The sequence below is a fragment of the Candidatus Schekmanbacteria bacterium genome, assembly GCA_003695725.1.
In the GTDB taxonomy this organism is placed as follows: Bacteria; Schekmanbacteria; GWA2-38-11; order GWA2-38-11; family J061; genus J061.
This window is the reverse complement of the sequence record RFHX01000084.1, coordinates 1-5,239: the sequence shown is the minus strand read 5'-3', so window position 1 is coordinate 5,239 and position 5,239 is coordinate 1. Positions and strand designations below refer to the sequence as shown.

3 protein-coding genes are annotated in these 5,239 nt (G+C 34.6%); 1 reads left to right on the top strand and 2 read right to left on the bottom strand.

The window, feature by feature from the left end; translation table 11 throughout:
* Positions 1–3,385, top strand: a 3,385-nt coding sequence (locus D6734_03545) for a DUF3971 domain-containing protein (GenBank protein ID RMF96535.1), incomplete at its 5' end; no start/stop codon positions are given.
* Here D6734_03545 and rlmN read toward each other — a convergent pair.
* Together rlmN and D6734_03535 are read right to left on the bottom strand one after the other, a co-directional pair.
* Positions 3,377–4,429 carry a 23S rRNA (adenine(2503)-C(2))-methyltransferase RlmN gene (gene rlmN, locus D6734_03540; protein RMF96534.1) on the bottom strand — a complete coding sequence of 351 codons (1,053 nt, stop codon included), beginning with the start codon at positions 4,427–4,429 and terminating at the stop codon, positions 3,377–3,379. The genes D6734_03545 and rlmN overlap by 9 nt on opposite strands.
* Positions 4,430–4,438: 9 nt before the next feature.
* On the bottom strand, positions 4,439–5,026 hold the full coding sequence (locus tag D6734_03535) for an RlmE family RNA methyltransferase (protein ID RMF96533.1): 588 nt from the start codon (positions 5,024–5,026) through the stop codon (positions 4,439–4,441).
* Between the last annotated feature and the right edge of the window lie 213 nt (positions 5,027–5,239).

Genomic DNA, 5,239 nt, shown 5'->3' with positions numbered 1-5,239 from the left:
CTATCTAAATGTATCTGATTTAGTCAGTAATTCATTTAAGAGAGAAGTTGAAAAAATCGGATTGAATGTCGATTGTGACAAGATTATTTTTTCCCCCTTCCCTCGTCCTACAGTAAATCTTCAAAAAATAAAAATATCCGATTTAAAAACTTCAGAAGAATTAATATCAGCAGAAAATATCAGAATAAGTGTAAAAATTTTCCCTCTTCTAATAGGAAAGGTCAAACTTGGCACTGTAGTCTTGAATTCTCCCTTTTTCTCAATTCAAAGAGACAATGAAGGGACATTTCTACTACCGACTTTTCTTAAAAAGAAAGAATCAAAGGAAGATGCAGAAAAACAAGAGAAGAGAAAAGAAGTCGAACTTTTTGCAGAGTCATTTGAAATCATCAATGGGAATGTCACATTTATTGACAATTATTTTGACAGGCAAAAAAGATTATTCTTCTACGGTATAGATTTCACTATTCATAAAAAACCTCTTTTAAACCAATATGCATTTGTTTTAAGTTTTCTACTGAAGATTGACACAGAAAAACCGGCTTTTTTTGAATTCAAAGGGGGGACAGATGAAATTATCAATCTCTCCTCCATTGCTCTTGATACCAAAGCCGTTATTCGTTCATTAAACCCAGAATCTATCAAAGTTTATTTTGGAAAATATCTTCCTTTTGAAGGAATCAGTAAGTTAATCAATGCGAATCTGCAGTTTGAAACAGCATCACTGAAAGATGGCTTCAAAATGTCAGGTTATTTGGAATTAATCGACCTCAACTTGACATATAGAAAGTTTTTCCTTGCACCAGTAATATGCAAAAAAGTTTCAATAAATTTCTCATTGGAGAAGAAACCTTATGAATTTGCTATGCCATTCTATCAGGCAAATTTCGAGAATTTCTCAGTCAACGGCGCTGTTAAAGTGAATAAGATAAATGAAAATGAAAGAAGATTATATTTAAATTTTTCAAGTAAAGATTTCCCCTATGACGATTATGGAAAAAGATTCATACCCTATGCACTTTTCAAACCAAATTTGAGAAACTTTCTCTTGAATAAACTCAAGGGTGGAAGAATAGAATTAAGAAATCTTACAATCAATGAAGTACTGCACAAAGACAAGAGCAAAAAATATCCTAAAAAACCTGATTTCTTAACACTCGATGCCACAGGAAAAGGTGTTTCTCTTTACTTTGGAAAATTCTTCAAACCGGCCGCTATCAACAGCGGTACTATCAAAATTGAAAACGGCAGAGCAATTTTTCTGAATTGCGAAGGAAAATATGGGAAAGGCAGATGGAATCTAATATCAGGAGAAATTCACAATCTCTATGAAAAGGGAAATTTGTCGGTTAAGGCGAAGAGTCTATTGCCTTCAAAGGAACTTATTGATTTTCTGAGGAATGGTCCGCTTCCAAATCTGATTAAGGGTGAAGCTGAAAAAGTCTATGATTCTTACGGTAATGCAGAATTAAATCTTACAATAAGCAAAATCTTAAAAGATAAAACTTCGCCTATAAATTATGCGGGAAGATTGATGTTTAACAATATAACTGCATATCATAAAGAATTCAGTGGCCAGTTCGATATAAGAAACACCTTAGTAAACTTTTCAAATAAAAGAATCGAATTAAAGATAAAAAACATTGAATATAGAAACTCTCATATACTTTTATCTGGCGTAGTCATTCCTTCCTCATATAGAGGAGAAAAAAGGGATATCTATTGCAGTATTGGACTTGAAGGCTCTATTTCATCATCTCTTCTCAATGAGCTCATGGAGAAAAGCGGCAACAAGGACATTCTTTTCAAGGGCTATTCTCGCTTTAAGAGCGTCTTTGAGCAACGCAGTGCCGATGATATAAATTATACTTTTGAATCAGACATCTCTGACCTAAGCATTAGATACAAAAGCCTTTTTATCAAAGACCCTTTGATGCCCTCTAAAGTTCTATTTTATATCAATTATCTTCCCAATGATAGTTTTCTGATAAAAAAAGGTTCAGAAATTGTCATTGACAACAATAAATTTTCTCTCAACGGTGAATATAGAAAAAAAAGAAACTATCCCTTTCACCTGAATATTCATTCAAAGGATACGGACCTGAAAAATTTATCGAAAAACATCCCTCCTCTCGAACAGTTAAAAGCAGAAGGCAAAGCGGATTTTAGAATTCATTTCAACTTATCTGAAAATGGAAACATCAAAACCAAGACTTCTGTAAAGCTTAATGCTATCTCATCCAAGATTGGACTTTTAAATCTTGTCAAAAAAGCTTCAGGAATAGTGGAGAGAGAAGCTGGGAATATTGTCTTTAGAAATTTCAAGGTAAAAGCACTCAACTCTTCACTTTTAATCGATGGAGGAATAGACAGTGAAGCCAATGAAAATAATGTCGTACTGAATATTAGAACTGATTATTTCGATTTAGATAAATTCTTGAAAAAATATCCTCAACAGAGGACGCATAAACCAACAGGAGGAAAAGGCAAAAACATAACCTTTGATTGTATGTTTGAAAGTTTGCAAACAGTATTTCTCGGAAATATTTATGAGAAGATTTCAGCAGATTTTACCTATGAAAAAAAAGAGCTCGACATCAAGCATCTTGAAGGCACCTCATTCGGCGGCGGACTCAACCTTTCCGGAAAAATCGATTTTTCTTCAAATGAATCCGCTTTCTCTATTTGCTCACAAACCAAAAATACTGACATCGACAAACTCCTGAGCTACCTCGGACTGAAAGGATCAGAAATCAATGGGAGAGTCGATATCGACAACTGTTTAGACAGTAAATGGAAAGACAGCACAGAGATAAAGCCAAATCTTGCAGGACAAATTCATTTTGTTTCCAAAAATGGGAGAATAAAAAAAACATCGATTGGAATCTTCTCGAAAATACTCTCATTTTTCAATCTCCTCAAATGGAAGGATTTCTGGATTAAAGATATTGAAACAAAAGGAATGACATACAATACGATAAACGCTGATTTTACAGGTGCCGACGGTGTGTTTCACACTGACAATTTCCTTTTGGACGGCTCGTCTATGAAGATTTCTGCTGTTGGAGATATAGATGTGGGCAAAAACACAATAAATATGAAAGTAGGCGTAATGCCCTTAGGCACTGTTGATACGATAGTAAGCAATATACCAATTGTGGGATATATTCTAACAGGTAAAGACAAAAGTCTTGTAACTGCATATTTCGAAGTAAAGGGTGATATCAAAAACCCTAAAGTCGAGCCAATTTCAATGAAATCTCTTGGTAAAGGGCTGCTCGGAATATTCAGAAGGACTTTAGGATTCCCTTACGACATCATCAAAGATACAGGCAGTAATGAGAGCAAAACACCTTTGGAGAGACGCACAAATCAATCAAAATGATACAGCTTTTCCCAGTTGTCCACAGGCAGCCATTATATCTTTGCCGCGACTTTTTCTAATCATAACTGTAATGCCTGAAGTGCGAAGCAAATCAGCAAATTCCTTCATATCCTCATCTGATGACGGGCTGTATTTACACCCCGGATAGGAATTGAACTTTATCAAATTGACTTTGCATTTAATGTTTCTCAAAATCTTTTTCAACTCTCTTATGTCTTCCTTTCTATCGTTGATTCCTTTCAACATAATATATTCAAATGTTATTCTCCGCCTGTTTGGAAGATTAATAGATTTGCAGGCTGTTATAAGCTCTTTTAAACTGTATCTTTTATTAATGGGCATCAACTTGCTTCTTGTTTCATCAAATGGCGAATTCAGAGATATTGCTATATTGACACGCGGTGCCCATTGGCAGAAATTTTTCATTTCATCGATAAGTCCACATGTTGAAACCGTTATTCGGCGAGGAGAAAAGGAAAGAGTATAGGGAGATGTAAGTATATCGATAGCTTTTTTCAAATTCATTATATTGTCAAAGGGCTCTCCCATACCCATAAAAACAATATTTGTTATTTGTTGTTCTACTATTCTTCTCACAAGAATATATTGACTAACAATTTCACTTGTCGCTAAATTTCTCTTCAATCCCTGCTTACCTGTATAGCAAAAACTACAATTCATTCGGCATCCTGCCTGAGTAGAGATACATAGGGTAAGTTTTTTGCCATCAGGAATAAGGACTGATTCAAATGCTGTTTCATCGAGAGCCTTGAAAATATATTTCGAACTACCATCAGATGAATTCATGACTTTTACTATTTTAGGTATCTCAAAAGTGAATATTTCAGTGATTTCATCTCTAATTGATTGGGGAAGATTCTTCATCTTTTCAGCATTTATGACATCTCTTCCATAAACCCAGTTGAATATCTGCTTCAGGCGATAATTCTCATACGCTTTCCTCTTAAAAATTGATTCGAGCTCAGCAGGAGTCAAATCATAAAAATTCATTCTTTTTTCTCCCGTCATCTTTGAAGCGTCCATAACGAATTCCTATTTTTTCTTTTGAGCAAGAAGATATACTTCACCCGATTCCTTCCTTGATGATTTAGGTTTTACTATTTTGACTTTTTCAAAACTGTTGCGTAATTCACTTACAAGAGTTTTCATATCATCACTCTGAAATATCTTCATAAGCAAATCTCCGCCCTCTTTCAATACCGACAGAGAAAACCTAAAAACTAACTGGCAAATCTCTAAACTCAATGCTTGGTCGCGAACTTTTATGCCCGTAGTATTTGGCGATATATCTGACAAAACAAGGTCGAAAGGCACACCTGCAGTTTCCTTTATCGTCTCCATAATTTCTAAGGAAGTAAAATCGCCGTTTATGAAATGATAATTTTCATTGCCAAGGGGTTTGATAGTCAGGATATCTACTCCTATTACTTTACCTTTACTCCCTACCTTATCAAGTGCAACCTGTGACCAACCACCGGGAGCGCATCCAATATCTGCTACAATCATCCCTTTCTTCAATAGCTTGTATTTATCATTTATCTCTATGAGCTTATATGCCGCCCGAGAGCGATATCCTTCTTTTTTTGCTTTTCTATAATAAGAATCCTTCCTGTTATACATTTCAAATATATCCTTTCTTCTTTAGATGGTTTTGTAGAATAGCCAAATCTATATTTATTTTCCAGTCATATTTGCCCTATCTTTGCAACTGCAAAAAATTGTTGAACCCATTAGTAGTACTCAAACAGAAAAAAAGCATTCGATTATAAAAGAGTGATAAATCCTGATTATATATTTTTTTCGTTGGTCAAAAGGAAATATTATTAAAGAAGG